General features: G+C 67.4%; 9 protein-coding genes and 5 pseudogenes. 7 read left to right on the top strand and 7 right to left on the bottom strand.

The features are described from left to right. Window positions 1-71: 71 nt before the first annotated feature. Window positions 72-524 (bottom strand): nuclear transport factor 2 family protein, encoded by a 453-nt coding sequence (locus AB5J49_RS20465; protein WP_369170056.1) that lies wholly within the window; start codon window positions 522-524, stop codon window positions 72-74. Here AB5J49_RS20465 and AB5J49_RS20460 point away from each other — a divergent pair. The 3 genes and pseudogenes from AB5J49_RS20460 to chvE all read left to right on the top strand — a co-directional run. After that, window positions 505-780: pseudogene (locus AB5J49_RS20460) on the top strand (LysR family transcriptional regulator); the annotation flags it as partial. The gene AB5J49_RS20465 and the pseudogene AB5J49_RS20460 overlap by 20 nt on opposite strands. 164 nt (window positions 781-944) lie before the next feature. After that, window positions 945-1,547 carry a LysR substrate-binding domain-containing protein gene (locus AB5J49_RS20455; protein WP_369170055.1) on the top strand — a complete coding sequence of 201 codons (603 nt, stop codon included), beginning with the start codon at window positions 945-947 and terminating at the stop codon, window positions 1,545-1,547. A 680-nt stretch (window positions 1,548-2,227) separates the two neighbouring features. Then, window positions 2,228-3,313, top strand: coding sequence for a multiple monosaccharide ABC transporter substrate-binding protein (chvE, locus tag AB5J49_RS20450; protein WP_369170054.1), 1,086 nt, complete (start codon window positions 2,228-2,230; stop codon window positions 3,311-3,313). 1,111 nt (window positions 3,314-4,424) lie between these two features. On the opposite strand, the gene AB5J49_RS20445 is transcribed toward chvE, so the two are convergent. Beyond that, window positions 4,425-5,900, bottom strand: a complete 1,476-nt coding sequence (locus tag AB5J49_RS20445) for a non-reducing end alpha-L-arabinofuranosidase family hydrolase (RefSeq protein WP_369170053.1) — start codon at window positions 5,898-5,900, stop codon at window positions 4,425-4,427. 384 nt (window positions 5,901-6,284) lie between these two features. Between AB5J49_RS20445 and AB5J49_RS20440 the strand changes: the two are divergent. From AB5J49_RS20440 to AB5J49_RS20430, 3 genes and pseudogenes are all read left to right on the top strand, one after another. Further along, a pseudogene (locus AB5J49_RS20440) lies at window positions 6,285-6,668 on the top strand (RNA polymerase subunit sigma-24); the annotation flags it as partial. A gap of 462 nt (window positions 6,669-7,130) precedes the next feature. Beyond that, complete coding sequence (locus tag AB5J49_RS20435) at window positions 7,131-8,846, top strand: LPXTG cell wall anchor domain-containing protein (RefSeq protein WP_369170052.1); 1,716 nt, start codon at window positions 7,131-7,133, stop codon at window positions 8,844-8,846. A 120-nt stretch (window positions 8,847-8,966) separates the two neighbouring features. Further along, window positions 8,967-9,173, top strand: a pseudogene (locus AB5J49_RS20430) (hypothetical protein); the annotation flags it as partial. A gap of 329 nt (window positions 9,174-9,502) precedes the next feature. Here the strand turns inward: AB5J49_RS20430 and AB5J49_RS20425 are convergent. Both AB5J49_RS20425 and AB5J49_RS20420 read right to left on the bottom strand, forming a co-directional pair. Next, window positions 9,503-9,616, bottom strand: a pseudogene (locus AB5J49_RS20425) (MerR family transcriptional regulator); the annotation flags it as partial. A gap of 576 nt (window positions 9,617-10,192) precedes the next feature. Beyond that, window positions 10,193-11,629 carry a non-reducing end alpha-L-arabinofuranosidase family hydrolase gene (locus tag AB5J49_RS20420; RefSeq protein WP_369170051.1) on the bottom strand — a complete coding sequence of 479 codons (1,437 nt, stop codon included), beginning with the start codon at window positions 11,627-11,629 and terminating at the stop codon, window positions 10,193-10,195. Window positions 11,630-11,994: 365 nt separating this feature from the next. On the opposite strand from AB5J49_RS20420, the pseudogene AB5J49_RS20415 reads away from it, so the two are divergent. Beyond that, a pseudogene (locus AB5J49_RS20415) lies at window positions 11,995-12,150 on the top strand (IS5/IS1182 family transposase); the annotation flags it as partial. A 510-nt stretch (window positions 12,151-12,660) separates the two neighbouring features. Here the strand turns inward: AB5J49_RS20415 and AB5J49_RS20410 are convergent. The 3 genes from AB5J49_RS20410 to AB5J49_RS20400 form a co-directional block, all read right to left on the bottom strand. Continuing rightward, window positions 12,661-13,107, bottom strand: coding sequence for a hypothetical protein (locus AB5J49_RS20410; protein WP_369170050.1), 447 nt, complete (start codon window positions 13,105-13,107; stop codon window positions 12,661-12,663). Continuing rightward, a complete protein-coding gene (locus AB5J49_RS20405) occupies window positions 13,104-13,370 on the bottom strand; it encodes a hypothetical protein (RefSeq protein ID WP_369170049.1) in 267 nt (88 codons plus the stop codon). Before AB5J49_RS20405 ends, AB5J49_RS20410 begins: the two co-directional genes overlap by 4 nt. 576 nt (window positions 13,371-13,946) lie before the next feature. Further along, a complete protein-coding gene (locus AB5J49_RS20400; RefSeq protein ID WP_369170048.1) occupies window positions 13,947-14,990 on the bottom strand; it encodes a fatty acid desaturase in 1,044 nt (347 codons plus the stop codon). Window positions 14,991-15,043: the final 53 nt, after the last annotated feature.

Below are 15,043 nucleotides of genomic sequence, written 5' to 3'. Positions count from 1 at the left end.
TCATGTCAGCGTCCGTTTCGCGAGGCCGAGAGGTCGAGAGGCCGGTGGAAGGTGAGTTGGTGCCGCCGCGCTTAGGTCACCGGCGCTTTGGGGGGCGGGGAGCCCGCGAGCGGGGACGAGTCCATGTACCTGACCTCGTAGACGCGTTCGCTGAACTTCCAGCCGTCGGGGGTGCGTGCGTAACGGTCGTGGTACAGGGCGTAGTTCAGGTGCGAGCTGCCGTCACGCATCCGCCCGAACTCCTGGATGTACGCACGGCCGGCCGCGGTGTCGCCGTCCAGCCGGATGACGCCGGGGTGGACGTTCTGCACGAAGAACTCCCAGAGCCTCTGCCCCCATTCGATCCCCGCGCGGATCTCCTCCCGGCCGGCGAATTCCTTGTCGATGTGCGGCCATCGCATGGCGCCCTCAGGAGTGAACAGCGATGCGGCACGGTCGTAGTCGCGCATCATCACCGCGTCGGTGATCTCGGCGCGCAACGCCTCGATCTCCAAGCGGTCGGCGATGGCCTGCATGTCACTCATCGATAACCTGCCTTGTCGACGATGGGTCAGGCGTACGCCGCCTGTCCGGTGGGGCCGTGTTTCCAGCATCGATGCAGGTCAGCGGCCGAACAAGATAGGATCCGTGGGGCTATTCATAACGGGGGGGTTATGTATGGAGCTGCGCGAGATAGAGATCTTCCTGACGTTGGCCGAGGAACTGCACTTCGGCCGCACCGCCGAGCGGCTTCGTGTGTCCCAGGCCCGCGTCAGTCAGGCCATCAGCAGGCAGGAACGTCGCCTCGGCGTCGCCCTGTTCGACCGAACCAGCCGACGTGTGGCCCTGACGCCCGTCGGCCACGCCTCCGCGAAGACCTCCAGCAGGCCGTCGACCTCCTTCAGACAGGGCTCGCCCGGGCCCAAGCAGCCGGGGCGGGCGCGGGCCGGACGCTACGGCTGGGCGTGTTCGGTCACGCCGGACACGAATTGCGCCCTCTCGTCGACGCGTTCCGCACCCGCTGTCCCGGCAGCGACGTCCAGTTCGGCGAGATCAACGGCAGCGATCCGTTCACCGCCTTGCGCACCGGAGAGCATGACGTGCACGTGCTGTGGCTGCCTGTCGCCGAGCCGGATCTCACGGTGGGCCCCACCGTCCTGACCGGCGGCCGCGTGCTCGCCGTGTCGGCGGACCATCCACTGGCCGCGCGCGGTGCCGCGTCGCTGGAGGACCTCGGAGACAACCGCGTCGTCGACTTCGGTCCCGACGCCCCCGAGTACTGGGTGGCGTCCATGGTCCCCACGCGTACGCTGCTCGGCCGACGTGTTCTGCGTGGGCCGGTCGCGCGGACCTTCCACGAGATCCTTTCGCTGGTCGCCTCCGGGGAGTGCGTTCAGCCGCTGGGCGAAGTCGCGGCCCGATACAACAGCCCCCCTGGCATCGTCTTCCTGCCCGTCCATGACGCCCCCACCCTCCAATGGGCCCTCACCTGGCGGTCAAGCGACGACAACCCCACCATCCGCGCACTCGCCGAAACGGCCGCGGACCTCGGCCCCATCGCGTTGTGACACCCACATGACTGCGGAAGACCAGTCGGCTACGAACGGCCCGGTGTTCTCGTCGTAGCCGTTCCAGGGTGAGCGCTGCCGCGTCGCGGTGGTGGACGCCTGTGGCGGTCACCGCCCGCGGCCAGGCCGAGTGCGCGCACCAACTGGCGCTTGTGCCTGCCGCCTTCGTCTCGCCGTCCCGCCCACGTGGTTCCTGACCACACCTTCTGTAACCGTTCCAGTTCGTACTGTTGACACCTCAGCGGCTTCCCTCTAGCGTCGCGCCAGCATTTCGAACATGTGACTATATTTCGAACGTTGAAAGGCGAGTGTCCTGTGCGTTGCCGGAATCAGCACGCATGTGGTCGGAACGCGGCACCGACTCGAACCATGTGCCGGGCCGACCCGACCCTGACGACCTCGGCGGCCATGTGCCGATCCACGAGAGCGCCGAGCTGATCCGTCACGGCGCACGGCCCTGTCTGAATTTCGGTCTGTCCAGGGCGCCTGAGGGGCTACCCGTGCGGCACCCATGTGCGGGACGGGACCGTCCACACCGCCCGGGAGCAGGTGCGGCGCGTCCACTCGTTTCTTGCCCCGCCCGCCCGCCGACCGCCCGGCCCGCTCCACCGCTTCCCCCCCCCTTGACGTCTGACACGACGTCATCCCCTTGCCGACGAGAAGAACAAGGAACGATCAGCATGTTCAATCGAAGAACCGTCCTCGCCGGAGGTGCCTCCCTCGCCCTCACCCTGTCCGCCTGCAGCAAGGACAGCGAGGGCGGCTCAGGGAGCAGCTTTGAGGGCGGTACCGTCGGCATCGCCATGCCGACCCGGTCCTCCGAGCGCTGGCTCACCGACGGCAAGAGCGTCGTCGACGACCTCAAGGCCATGAGGTACGAGACCAAGCTGGTCTACGGCGACGACGACCCGAAGGTCCAGGTCTCACAGATCGAGAAACTGATCCAGCAGGGCGTTAACGCCCTGATCATCGCGGCCATCGACAACAAGTCGCTGAACGGCGTGCTCCAACAGGCCGCCGACGCGGACATTCCGGTGATCTCCTACGACCGGCTCATCCTCGGCACCAAGAACGTCGACTACTACGTTTCCTTCGACAACGAGATGGTCGGCCTGATCCAGGCCCACTACATCATCGACAAGCTCGGCCTGGAGGATGGGAAAGGCCCGTTCAACATCGAGTTGTTCGCCGGCTCCCCCGACGACAACAACACCAAATACTTCTTCGCCGGTTCGATGACGCACCTGCAGCCGTTTCTGGACAGCAGGCAGTTGGTCGTCCGGTCCGGCGAGACCGAGCTCAAGCAGATCACCACCCCTCGCTGGGACGGGCCCACCGCGCAAAAACGCATGAGCGGCATCCTCACCAAGTGGTACCGCAGTGAGCGGGTCGACGCGGTCCTGTCGCCGTACGACGGCATCTCAAGGGGCGTCCTGTCCGCGCTGAAGTCGAGCGGCTACGGCTCCGACATCAAGCCCCTCCCAGTCATCACTGGTCAGGACGCCGAACTGGCGTCGGTGAAGTCAATCATCGCGGGTCAGCAGTCGCAGACCGTCTACAAGGACGTCCGCCGGCTCGCAGAGGCCGCCACGACCATGGTCGACGACCTGCTCAAGGGCAGGGTGCCGTGGGTGGACGACCGCACGGGTTACAAGAACGGCGTCAAGGCCGTGCCCGCCGTACTGCTGCAGCCCACGAGCGTCGACAAGAGCAACTACGACACCCTTGTCGCGGACGGCTACTTCACCGCCGACGAGCTCAAGTAGCGGCACGGCCCCTACGTGACAACGCCTGCACCGTGCCCCGAGTGGTGACGGAGGTCCTGGGCCACTCCGACTTCCGGTTGTGCTCCTCGCCTGGTGGTGGCGCGGTGCCTGTTGGTGGGACCCGGATGCGTTCCCCGATCTCTCGTCGCCGGGGGCGTAGCCAGCCGGGCCGGGGCCAAGGGGCACCCGCCATAGCCGTAACGATCACGGCGTGTTGTCTCTGTCTCTGCCTGGCTAGGCAAATCTCCGCCTTTCGGTCGTTGGACGCCACGACTGGTCAAGGTGTCCCGCCCCGAGAACCCGTGACTCGGAGCGGTCTGCCGTGGACCGCAGAAGGTTCCACTGATATCCGCGGCGGGGGCCTTCTTCCTGCTGGGCCGACCTTCCCGTCGAGGACCCGTGCAGGTTTCCGGAGAGGTGCGTCGCGTCTGAGGCGCGTGTGGGGAGGAGTGCCTGCCCCTCTCGTGGCCGCAACTCACGTACCTGCTGCACGGAGTCCGGTCCGGCGAATGGGTGAGGACAGGCAAGATCCCGTGGGGATGTGGACTCCATGTGGCAGTCGATCATGGAAGCGGCCCCTCGTTCGCATAGAACGAGGGGCCGGCAACCCTCTGACCTGCTGTGACCTATCGAGTAGCCTCATGGCGAACGACAGCGCTGGCCAGCACGCGTGCAGAAGTCGGAAGCTGGAGGGACGCCAGCGTGGCCACCGACATCCCGGTGCTCGCCTCGATCGCATAGGGCTGTGACCTGTGGGAACGTCGACTTCGGGGTGTCTGGCCTGGGCATCCCCACCAACGTGTGGATCAACCAGCCGGACGACCATGCCGCCGCCCAGTGATCACCTCGGGCGCCGGCGACCCCGGCTCACTCGACAAACCCTGAAACCGACCGACTCACCAGGCTTGACACGTTCCGCGTCTCGTGGTCGACCAGGACGAGGCCGCCACCATCCGGGTTCTCCGCGTGCACGGGCGGGCTCGGCCTTGCGCCGAGCCCGCCGCTCCAACTCCACCCGTTCCTGATCGCTCGCTGTGACGCTCACCCTGTTCGGCGTACGTCGTTGCCCGCGAACGTCAGGACCGGAGCCGGACCTGTGTCACGCCACCGGCTAGCGCTGCAGTGTCAGCACTCCCGGCCGGTACGGCAGGAGGCCGTAGTCCCCGCCGTCTGTGCTGGGGTCGCGCCCCTGGTAGAGGAACTGCAGATTGCAAGGGTCGATGGTCTTGGTCTGGTCGGGGTTGGTGCGAACCAGATCGCCGTGGCTGATGTCCCTGGTCCAGGTCGTCGCGCCGCTGTTGGCACTGCCGGCGAAGGGGCTGGTCACGGTGTTGGCCTGCGGTGACGGTGTCCAGGTGCCGTTGAGGCTGGTGGCCGTGAACGCGCGGAAGTAGCGACCGTACCCGGTGTAATTCTGGGCCTCGACGATCATGAGGTACTGGTTCTGGCCCTGGACCTTGTAGACCTCCGGCGCCTCGAACAGGTCGAGCGCCGATTCGCTCATGATCTTCGTGAACGAACCGAAGGTGCCCGGGAAGTTGCCGATGGGCATGCTGGCGCGGTAGATGCCGCCCTCGTCGTCGGCGAAGAACATGTACATGTTCGTGTCGTCACCGATGAGGGTCACGTCGAGGGGGCCCCTCTTGCGGGTCGTGCCGTCGGGATCCACAACGTCCGGGAGGGTGGTCGTGAAGAGATCCTGCTGCGGGCCCCAGCCGTTGGGGTTGGTGGGGTCGGTCGAGGTGCGGTAGGAGAAGCTGTAGGGCCAGCCCCCGTTGTAGGCGAGCACCCAGAGGTTCTTCGGAGCGAAGTAGAACAGCGTCGGCGCGATGCCGTCGAAGGGGATCGTGGTCTGGGTGGCGGTGGCCATGTCGGACCAGTTCGTGAAGGGGCTGAAGGTCGCCAATCCCCAGCGCCCGTCGTTACCGGCGAGGTTGTTGTGCGACGTGGCATAGACGACGTGCTTGCCGTTGTAGACGACGCTGGTGAAGTCCTTCAGTGCGGACCACCCCGCCTTCGGCTGCGCCAGCGGGCCGGTCGAGGTCCAGCGGTACGTCGACGGAAGAGCAGCACACCCGTTGCCCGTCCCGGACAGGCCGGTCCACTTCTGGTTGGTGCCGCCGTGGCACGACCAGAGCTGCACCGCCGTGCCGTTGGTCTTGCCCCAGCCCGCGGCCTCCAGGCACAGCCCGGACCGCACGCCGACGATGGTGCCGTCGGAGTTCACCCGCCACTGCTGGTTGTCACTGCCGTTGCACGACCAGATCTGCACCGGGGTCCCGTTCGTGGTACCGGCGCCCCGGGCATCCAGGCACTTGTTGCCGTACACGGTCAGCTGGCTGCTGTCCGTCGACGTCCACTGCTGGTTGACTCCGCCGTGGCAGTCCCAGATCTGCACGTTCGCGCCGTCGGTCTGGCTGAAGCCCGACACATCGAGACACTTGCCGGAATCAACACCGCGCAACTCGCCAGTGGTGGCCGCCTGAGCCGGGCCGGCGACGAGCAGTGCCGCCAACGCGGCCAGGGCCGCGACCGCGGCGGCGAGCACCGCAGGCGGACGTCTGCGGCTGAAAATACGTCTGTGCATAAGGACCTCGTCATCCTTGAGCAAGCGACACCGGTTCGCCCCGTCAGGGGCTGTCCGGAGACGGTGTGGTGCGGCCCTGGAGTGTTCGACATAGCGAACGCGGGTCGAAGTGTCGAGCAACTGGATAATAGGGTTCCGGTGATCAGCGTCAATACCTCTCGCAAAACTCGCGGGCAGAAACGTTCGCAGGCTGAAACCAGACTGCTTCAAGTCCCGTGGTTGTACGGGTCTTTGGCGTGAGGGGCAGGTAGCGGTGCGGGCACGGCAAGGTCCGCACCGACCCGACGTGGGCGACCGCCCTGATGAGGTCCCTGCTCGTCCTCACGAACCGCGGCGTTTCCCGGTGACCGACGATCTTCACCGAAGTCATCCACCCACGACCAGGCCGACGCGCCCACCGCCGAGGAGACCGACTGGATGCAGATCGTCGAGTGGTACGACGAGCTGGTGCATTTGACCGACAGCCCGGTCGTCCGGCTCAACCGCGCGGTGGCCGTCGGCCAGGTCGACGGACCAAGCGCCGGCCTGGCGGCGCTCGCGGCGCTGGACGACTCCTTCCCAAGCTCTTCGAGCAGGGGATACCCCATGCCCCGCCACGCCGCGGTGGCGGCGTACCTCCACGAGCGCGACGGCGACCTGGCGACGGCGCCTCGGCTGTACGCCGAGGCGGCCCACAAGGCACCCAACCTCGCCGAGCGCGACCACCTGACGCGCCAGGCCCCCCGGCTCAACGCCCGCCTGCCAAGGGTGTTCTCCTGGGCGTGGTGATGCGGCGTGGCCGGGTTGTCGGGTGCTCCGGCCACCACGCTCCGGCCGGCCAGTGCGGCCTGGGCCGCGCCGCCGCCCGTCGCGGTGGCGGCGGCCGTCGTCTGTCTTTTCCTGTGCGTCGTGTGCGGCTTCAGCCGCTCGGCCACCGCGGGGCGGTGTGCGACCGGAAGCATGAGATGGTTCGCGCCGTCGAGGTGGAAAGGGAGCCCGGGCGTGTCACCGGGGCACGGGGTCACCGCGTCCGGTGAGACGGTGCGACCGGGTCTCGGCGAAAAAAAATAATTGAGACGGCAACCTTTCCGCTCTGGGTGGCCACTTAGGCGTGTACCGACGAGGGCGAGCCGTGGTCAGCGGCGCTACGCCCTCTGTATCAACGCCCGATCGGAGCCCCACGTGTCACCAGACGACCCGATATCCGCCGAGCAGCCGATGCCTTGGGGTCGCACGCCCCGCCGTAGCCGGATGCGCCGCCGCTTTGTCGCGGGGGCGGTGGCGGTGCTCGCCGCCTCGGCCGGTGTCGGCGCCCTGGCGCCCAGCGCGGACGCCGCGCCGACCGTCGGCATCAAGGTGGACGCCGGTACCTCCTTGGGCACGGTGCCCAGCAGCGGTGCCGGCCTCAACTTGGGCTTCGGCGACGAGCACATGGGGGACGCCAAGGTCACATCGCTGATGAAGGCCGCGGGAGTTCGGCAGCTGCGCTATCCCGGCGGCTCCGGCGCGGACGAATACCACTGGAAGACCCACACCTCCGGCGACGGCAAGGGCTGGATCCCCTCCAACACCAACTTCGACCGCTTCATGACCATCGCGAAGAAGGTCGGCGCCCAGCCGATCCTGACCGCGAACTACGGTTCCGGCACCCCCCAGGAGGCCGCCGACTGGGTCAAGTACTCCAACGTCGACAAGGGTTACGGCGTGAAGTACTGGGAGATCGGCAACGAGGTCTACGGCAACGGGCACTACGGCAACGGCAAGGGCTGGGAAAGGGACGATCACGCCGACAAGAGCCCGAAGGAGTACGGGAAGAACCTCGTCGCCTACTCGAAGGCGATGAAGGCCGTGGACCCGACGGTGAAGATCGGAGCGGTGCTCACCACCCCCGGCGGCTGGCCGGACAAGGAGAAGGCTCCCGGTGACACCGCCGACTGGAACAACACGGTGCTCTCCATCGCGGGAAGCTCGATCGACTTCGTCATCGTCCACTGGTATCCAGGCGGCAAAACCACGGCCGACCTGCTGAACACCCCCTCCAAGATCGCCGCTACCACGTCCGAGCTGCGCTCGCTGGTCGCCAAGTACACGGGCTCGCGCGCCGCTTCGGTGGAGATCGCGGTCACCGAGACCGACGGCGTCGGCTCGCCCGCCTTGACCAGCCAGGCCGCGGCCCTGTTCGCGCCGGACACCTACATGACCTGGTTCGAGCAGGGTGCCACCCACGTTGACTGGTGGAACCTGCACAACGGCACGGACCAAGCACCCACCACCGTCCACGGCGAGACCGACTACCAGGACGGGGGCATACTCTCCGCCGGAACCTGCGCCGGCGGGAAGTGCCAACCGCGGCGCGACACGCCCTTCCCCACCTACTGGGGCATCCGCTCGCTGACCGCACTGGCGAAGCCTGGCGACACCATGGTCAAGTCGTCCTCGGGCAACTCGTCGGTCACTGTGCACGCGGTGCGGAACAGCACCGGCGGTCTGAACGTCATGCTGACCAACAAGAGCCCGCAGAACGCGGCGCAGGTGTCGCTCTCGTACGCCGGATTCACCCCGGCCGCAGGGGCGGTCACGACAGTTTCGTACGGCAAGGGAGACACCGCCCTGACGACGGCGAAGCGGGGCACGGCGGTCGCACAGACGCTGCCGCCGTACTCGATCACGACTCTTCAGCTGAAGCCCAGGTCGGGGACCGCCGGCGCTGACAAGCCGACGCCCGCCCCCACGCCGACCGCCGTCACGCCGGTTGTCTCGGCCCCCGGCACGACCGGCACCCGTGCGCAGGGGGAGGTCGGCGCGCCCGTCGGCCAGTCGACCCCGAGCAGCACGTCCGGCGACCTGGCTTCCACCGGGGCGAGCAGCGCTGCCACGTACAGCGCCCTCGGTGGCCTGCTGGTCATCGCTGCCGGCGGCGTGCTGGTGCTTCGCGGACGTCGCCGCAGGGGTTTGCACGGGAAGTGAGACCGCGTGAGTGACTGACGGCCCGGCAGCAACGCCACCCACCCGTGGCGTGCGCGCCGGGCCGTCGGCCTCCGCGCCGGCGTCGGCGGTCAGGAAACATACAAGGCCCGGGTCGTTGCCCTGGACCTGGCCTGCCTCGGCACCGGTCCCGACCCGTGGGGCGGCCCACGGGCCGCGTTCCGGGCCACCGTCGAACTGCCGCGCGAGGACTTCGCGATGAACTACAACCAGGTCGTCCAGGCCGGCATGGCCGCCATCGGCACCACGCTCCGCGTCGGGATCGACCTCCAGGCCGTCCAGGGCGAACAACTTCCGCCGCTCGCCTGACGGCGGAGACGGCTCGGCCCCCTGCCTCACTCGGGAAGCAGGGGGCCGATCCGTCCGTGGCCGGTGCCTCCTGGCGGCTGAGCAGGATGTCGACACCGTCCTGGCTGCCGTACAGCGTGATATCGGGAGGAGTCCGGCGGCTGCGGCGGGCCGGTCGACGTCAAGCCGCGCGGCATCGCCTCCGCGGTACCGGCGGCCGCGCCGACACTCGGAAGTTGCCGCCAGGGCGCGGTCCAGCCCAGAACCCGCCGTCCAGGCGAAGGCAGCGTGACGTGAACCGGTCCGGCCACGCCGCGTCGCGACCGGGCCGCTACCCCGATATCCGGGTCACGCAAGGCCTGGATGAACCAGTCGAGCACCGGTGCCAGGTTTTCCGGGGGCGACCAGCTGTTGATCACTGCGAGCAGCTGAAGGTACCGCTCCCGGTCAGGGTTGTTCGCGGACCTCGTGCCCGGTGGGCAGCTGGCCCAGACCTGGCCTCGCAGGTTGTCCAGCGGCACGTACTCCAGCTGGGCGAGCGGGTGCCGGTCGGGCACGGCCAGCAGGGCGTTCTCGTGGACCAGGCTCGTGGTGCGGATGCCCGGTGGGGCGCGGGCGGGCCAGTGCGTCCACTGCCCGGCCAGTCCACCGGTTTCGACAATGCCTCGCCTTTTTGGTGGGGCTGGGCCGTCTCTGGGCCAAATCGCCAGGGCATGGTGGACGACATCATCGACTTGATCCACCAGGCCGACCTGCCGGGCACCAGCGGCGTTCGGCCACGACTTCCTCGAATGCGGGATCGTCATCGCATCCTGCCGGACCGCGCACGGATGTCAGGTACGGATCAGTGCACGCTTGCCCGTTACGCCGCCATGCGCCCGCGGGGGACAACCACGAAAGGGAGGAACCCCGACCGACACGCGGCTGGGGTTCCTCAAGGTGGTGAGTATCGGTCAGCGGGTGGAGTCGCCCACGCCGTAAACCGGTCGTCTACGCGTCGGCGGACCGCACCACATCGCGATCACCGTGGATCAGGCGGGTCAGCGCTGCAGGGTGAGCAGGCCCGGCCGGTACGGCAGCGTCAGGTACTCGGCGCCGTCCGTGGAGGGGTCCCTGCCCTGGTAGAGGAGCTGCAGGTTGCAGGGGTCGATGGTCATGGTCTGGTCGGGGTTCTCGCGCACCAGGGCACCGTGGCTGATGTCGCTGGTCCAGGTGGCCTTGCTGTTGGCTTTGCCGGCGAAGGGGTTGCTTTCGGTGGCGGCCTGCGGGGTCCACGGACCGTTCAGGCTGGAGGCCGTGAATGAGCGGAAGAAGCGCTGCTCATTGACACCCCGAGCCTCGACGATCATGAGGTACTGGTTCTGGCCCTTGACCTTGTAGACCTCCGGCGCCTCGAACAGGTTCTTCTCCGTGTCGCTCATGACCGTCGTGTACGAGGAGCCGAAGCTGCTGGGGAAGTTCCCGATCGGCATGCTCGCCCGGTAGATGCTGCCGTTGTCAGCGGCGAAGAACAGGTACATGTTCTGGTCGTCGGCGATCATGGTCGGGTCGATCGGGGCATACCTCCGGTTCGGATCGGGGTAATTGGGGAGGGTGCCGGTCCACAGCGGCTGCCTGGCGGACCAGCCGTTGGGGTTGGTGGGGTCGCTGGACGTGCGGTAGTAGAGCGGCCACTCGCTCCACTGGGACACCATCACCCAGATGTTCTTGGGCGCGAAGTAGAACAGTTCGGGCGCCACTGCGGGCTCGTTCATCGGGGTCTGGGTGGCCGCCCCCATGTCCGACCAGTTCGTGAAGGGACTGAACATCGTCGAGCCCCAGTTCTTTCCGTCGGAGGTGGTCGCGTAGACCAGGTTCTTGCCGTTGTACTTCACGGTGGTGAAGTCCTTCAGCGCGACCTGCCCGTTCGCGGGCTGCGCCAGCGGACCGGTCGAGGTCCACCGGTAGGTCGACGGAAGAGCACACGTGTTGCTCGGCCCGGACAGGCCGGTCCACTTCTGGTTGGCGCCGCCCTGGCACGACCAGAGCCGCGCCTCCGTGCCGTTGGCCTTGCCCCAGCCCGCGGCCTCCAGGCACAGCCCGGACCGCACGCCGACGATGGTGCCGTCGGCGTTCACCCGCCACTGCTGGTTGTCACTGCCGTTGCACGTCCAGATCTGCACCGGGGTCCCGGACGTGGTGGCGCCGCCCCGGGCATCCAGGCACTTGTTGCCGTACACGGTCAGCTGGTTGCTGTCCGTCAACGTCCACTGCTGGTTGGTTCCACCGTGGCAGTCCCAGATGTGCACGTTCGCGCCGTCGGTCTGGCTGAAGCCCGACACGTCGAGACACTTGCCGGAATCAACACCGCGTACGTCGCTGGTGGTGGCCGCCTGAGCCGGGCCGGCGACGAGCAGCGCCGCCAACGCGGCCAGGGCCGCAACCACGGCGGCGAGCACCGCGGACGGGCGTCTGAGACTGAAACTACGTCTGGGCATAAGGACCTCGTCATCCTTGAGCAAGCGACACCGGTTCGCCCCGTCAGAGGCTGTCCGGAATGAGGTGTGGTGCGACCCCGACTGTCCGGCATGTCGAACAAGGGTCGAAGTACCGATCGAGAGAATGCTAGACATCCCATGAATGACGTCAATGCTTCTCGCAAGATCCGAGGGCAGAAACGTTCGCAGGCTTAAACCAGGCGGCTTCAAGTCCCGTGGTTGTACGGGTCTTCGGCGTGAGGGGCAGGTAGCGGTGCGGGCGCGGGCTTGGTGATCATTACGGACCCCGACCAGGTCGCTCACCTGAGCCTCTGGTTCGGCTCGGTGCCCGACCCGCGCTCGCGGCGGGGCCGGTGGCACTCAGGAACACCGCACTGGCAGCGGTCCGGGCACCGGTGGAGCACGGCTTTGCCCACCTCAAGAACTGGCGCGTGTTCGGCAAGCTCCGCACCGACCCGACGTGGGCGACCGCCTTGGTGAGGTTCCTGCTCGTCCTCACAAACCGTGACGTTTCCCGGTGACCGACGATCTTCACCGAAGTCATCCACCCACGACCAGCACGAGCATCCCGAACCCCGCACACACCAGACCCGTGACCAGCAACTTCACGATGCACAGCGCTCAGTGCAGAAGAGCCCACCCGTGTCTGCCCGCCTGCAGTTGCGGACGGCCCGCGCGGTCCGCTGCCGGGAATCGAGATCCCTCCCGCACTTGCCCGAGTGGCGTCTGTGTCGCTGGAAACCGACGATCCTGTCGACGACATCAGGATCGATTAGTGCGCTGTGCCCCCGGCAGGATTCGAACCTGCGACACCCGCTTTAGGAGTTTTGCCTGGACGAGGCGCTGACCTGGGTAGATGTACGCCGCAAGGCGTCTGGTCAGGGGAAACACTCCTCTGCAGTTCTCACCTGTTCGCGGCGCTTCCCGCTCCCATGTGTGCTGAATGCGTGCCGGTGGATGCGGTCTGACTGAGTACGGGTTGCTCAGGGGTAGGTGGCGAGTGGTCGAATGGCAGCGCGGGCGCCGTTTCGTCAGACCTTCTCGACTCGCACGGAGTGTCCCGCGAGGAGTTGATTCATGTCGTCGGTGTCGGAAGTGAACACGGTTGCTTGAGCTCCCTGCACGGCTTCCCGCCCGGCCACCGCCGCCAGAATGGCATCGATGGCGTACTTGTGCCCATGCAGGCCGGCTGCCTTCAGCATGTCTCGCGCCATGGCGATCACCTGATCGTCCGTGTGCACGATGCGGATCCGGGAGAGCGTCCAGTTCCACAATGCCTGCCTCGACGTTTCGCGAGGATCCCATGCCTCCAAGGTAGTGAGCGCCGAGGTGACGATCGGGATGTCCAGCCGCGGAGCCGTCTTGATCAGCGCGGCCATCTCCCGGTCGCCCTGAACCGCCTTGGACAGAGCCTCGCAGTCAAACACGAAGACGCGTTGTCGCGGCCGGTGCAGCTTCGCTCGGGCGGTGCGGCTCACGCGGCCTCGTCCGAATTCGATGGCTGCTCGTCATGCCAGCCGTCAATGGCGGCGATGCGGTCCAGCGCTGCTTGCTGCTCGTCGTCCGTCACCGCGCCGTGCTCTTCTTCGAGGCGCTCGGCCAATTCGCGCAACCGGTCCATGGCGTCCTGATGAGCGGCGGCGGCCGCGATGTAGCCGGACACCCCGCGCGCGTCGACGCGCTCCTTGATCGATTCCACCAGCTCTTCCGGCACGGTGATGGTGATCTTCCGAGTTGCCATACTTCAAGTATGCCAGGTTCTGTCCCGCGCGGCTTGGCCTCCCAAGGGGTCCGCACATCTTCGGCCCGTCCTCCCGACGGGCACGGCGCAGATCTGCGAGAGGTGCGTCTCGGGTGCGCGCGGGGATGCGGACTCCTTGCGGACTCCAGACGTGAGGAAGGCCCCCCGTTCGAATGGAACGAGGGGTCTGGAACTCCCTTACCTGCGGCGCAGGTCGTGCTCCCGGCAGGATTCGAACCTGCGACACCCGCTTTAGGAGTTTTCCTCGGGTGGGGGCTGTGACCTGCGGATACGCCGACATTACGGTGCATGGCCTGGGGAAATGCCCCTCCGTAGTTCTCACGTGTTCACGGAGATTCCCGGCCTCATGTGTGCTGAATCCGTTCTGCCAGGCCCTCGTCCGACGACGGGTCGACGGCAACCTTGTAGCGCCGGGCCGGGTTCGCGACCGCCGACCAGAGCTCGTCGTCGACGGTGACGCAGTCGTCGCCGGATGCCGGATAGCCGTGCTCCTGGACCGATGTGTGCCGTGTCAGTCACCGCATCACGGGCACCGACGGCATGCGGCAGCACCCTCTAGGCGGGGACGTGGGGGTGCCTGAGCGGTGCTCCGGCCTGATGGAGGCTGGTGAGGGCCTGCCGGTAGGAGGTGATCAGCCCGGTCTCGACGTAGTCCACGCCCAGTTCCTCGCAGTAGTGGCGGACGATGGTTCGGGCCTTGCGCAGGTTGGGGCTGGGCATGCTGGGGAACAGGTGGTGCTCGATCTGGTGGTTCAGCCCGCCCAGTGCGATGTCGGTGAACCGGCCGCCGCGCACGTTGCGTGAGGTGAGCACCTGGCGGCGGAGGAAGTCCGGGCGGTCATCGCCCGTCAGGATCGGCATGCCCTTGTGGTTCGGAGCGAAGAGGGAGCCGAGGTAGACGCCGAACAGGCCCTGGTGGACGGCGATGAAGGCGATCGCCATGCCGGGCGGCAGCAGCCAGAGCAGGACGGTCAGGTAGACCGCGAAGTGGGCGAACAGCAGGGTGCCGTCGAGCGTTCGGTGCTTGAGCGAGCGGTTGGCCAGCGCCTTCACGCTCGACACGTGCAGGTTGAAGCCCTCCAGGGTGAGGAGCGGGAAGAACAGGAAGGCTTGCCAGCGGCCGATGAGGCGGGGGAGCCCCTTGGCGGCCCGGGCCTGGTCCTGGGACCAGACCAGCAGGTCGGGGGCGAGGTCGGGGTCGAGTTCCTCGTGGTTGGGGTTGGCGTGGTGGCGGGTGTGCTTGTCCTGCCACCACCCGTAGCCCATCCCGATACCGGCACCGGCGATCCGGCCGGATGCTTCGCTGGCCCGGCGTCGGCGGAACACCTGGCGGTGGGCTGCGTCATGGGCGAGCAGGGCGACCTGGCCGAAGACGACGGCCAGGAAGACGGCGACCGCCAGTGTCCACCAACTGTCGCCGACGAGCGCGACGGCGGCCCACCCACTGACGTAGAGCGCGGCCACCACTGTGATCCGCACTGCGTAATAGCCGGGACGGCGTCCCAGCAGGCCGGCATCAGCGATCCTTCTCGACAATCGGGCGAAGTCACTGCCCGACGTCTCCGAGGGCGGGGGGCGGACCGTGGTGTTGGTGGTCATGTTGCTGTAACTCTCTCCGAAGGGGGCAGATGGTCAGGCGCCGCCTCGGAAAC

It is taken from the genome of Streptomyces sp. R28 (assembly GCF_041052385.1).
Classification (GTDB): domain Bacteria; phylum Actinomycetota; class Actinomycetes; order Streptomycetales; family Streptomycetaceae; genus Streptomyces.
The sequence above is the reverse complement of the archived record's forward strand: the minus strand, read 5'-3'. Positions and strand labels throughout refer to the sequence as shown.

Bases quoted from the DNA above. Each gene is read 5' to 3' on its own strand.
- AB5J49_RS20420 (WP_369170051.1), bottom strand. From the start codon at position 11,629: ATGCCCAGACGTAGTTTCAGTCTCAGACGCCCGTCCGCGGTGCTCGCC.
- AB5J49_RS20465 (WP_369170056.1), bottom strand. From the start codon at position 524: ATGAGTGACATGCAGGCCATCGCCGACCGCTTGGAGATCGAGGCGTTG.
- AB5J49_RS20405 (WP_369170049.1), bottom strand. From the start codon at position 13,370: ATGGCAACTCGGAAGATCACCATCACCGTGCCGGAAGAGCTGGTGGAA.
- chvE (WP_369170054.1), top strand. From the start codon at position 2,228: ATGTTCAATCGAAGAACCGTCCTCGCCGGAGGTGCCTCCCTCGCCCTC.
- AB5J49_RS20435 (WP_369170052.1), top strand. From the start codon at position 7,131: ATGCGCCGCCGCTTTGTCGCGGGGGCGGTGGCGGTGCTCGCCGCCTCG.
- AB5J49_RS20445 (WP_369170053.1), bottom strand. From the start codon at position 5,900: ATGCACAGACGTATTTTCAGCCGCAGACGTCCGCCTGCGGTGCTCGCC.
- AB5J49_RS20400 (WP_369170048.1), bottom strand. From the start codon at position 14,990: ATGACCACCAACACCACGGTCCGCCCCCCGCCCTCGGAGACGTCGGGC.